The organism is Amycolatopsis sp. NPDC003676 (assembly GCF_053587275.1).
Genome location: NZ_JBSFNS010000337.1, coordinates 1 through 1,234 on the forward strand (window position 1 = coordinate 1; position 1,234 = coordinate 1,234).

General features: G+C 73.1%; 1 protein-coding gene. It reads right to left on the minus strand.

Annotation, left to right across the window (positions count from 1 at the left end; all coding sequences use genetic code 11):
- Positions 1–289: 289 nt before the first annotated feature.
- Positions 290–1,234 (minus strand): amidase family protein (locus tag ACWDNU_RS46220; RefSeq protein ID WP_449673493.1); only part of this gene is annotated, 945 nt, incomplete at its 5' end.

Below are 1,234 nucleotides of genomic sequence, written 5' to 3' on the forward strand. Positions count from 1 at the left end.
GTGTGCCGGAGAGCCCGGCCTGCGATCGACCTCGCTGCCACCGGCTGCTTACGCGGAGCGACCGCTGCCCTGCGATCTCGTTGCGCCACAGTCCGGTTGGGGTGCCGTGCGGTGCGGCGACCCGGCACCCAGCCGTGAGCAGGCCCGCTGAGCCGGCGCCGCAACCGCGATACGCCGGCAGGGCCGATGGCGCCGGTCGAGAGATCCACGACCGATCGGCGTGTGCCGTTCGATGGGCAGACGCGGTCGCTACAGCTATCCCGATCTCGGCGTTCGACTCGTCGGCCAGCTACGGGTGCAGGACTCGCTCGGTCCAGGCGGCGTCGCTGAGCAGTGCGCTGTCCGCACCGCCGGGCTTGGACAGCAGCGCGGCATGGCCAGGGCGTCCGAGTGCGGTGGGCAGGCTGATCCCGCAGCCGCCGAGGTAGCTGAGCACCATCGTGGTGCGCAGGATCGTGGCGTTGGCGGCGTCGTAGGTGTCCTGGTCGGCGAGCAGGTCGGGGATGCGTGGCGGCAGGTGGCGGATCGGCGGGCAGAGCAGCGTCGCATCGCCCAGCTCGGCGGCGAACTCGGCGCGCAGGCCGGGCAGCGCGGCGTACACCGGGGCGATGGTGGTCGCAGTGCCGGCATTGCCTTCGAGACGGCGGCGGGTCGCGGGCTCGATCGGCATCGTCGAGCGCAGCCGGTGGCTGTGCAGGCGATAGGCCTCGGCGCCGACGATCGTGCCGTGGTCGTCCAGCAGTCGCTGGGCCGCGCTGAGGGAAGGGAATCCGCGCACCACGACGGTCGCGCCCGCCGCGCGCAACCGGGCGACGGTGCGGGCGAAGTCGTCGGCGATCGATGTCGCGAGGTCCTCGGTCCATTCGCCGGTCGGCACAACGAACCGTGGCCCGCCGGACGGCACGGGTCGGACCGAAGGCCGGGAGCCCGGCGGCAGCAGTAGCTCGTCGAGGGCCGCGATGTCGGTGACGGTGGTGGCGAAGAGGCCGATGCTGTCGAGGGTCGGCGACAGCGGGGCGAAGTCGTGCGGGCCGTATCGTCCTGGGCTGGCGCGGAATCCGACGATCCCGCAGAGGGCGGCGGGGATGCGGACGGAGCCGGAGGTGTCGGTGCCGACCGCGAGGGGGACCAGTCCGCGCGCGACGGCGACGGCTGATCCGGCGGACGATCCGCCGGGGATCATGTCGGGGGCCAGGGGGTTGGCGGGGGTACCGAACCGGGTGTTGATGCCGAG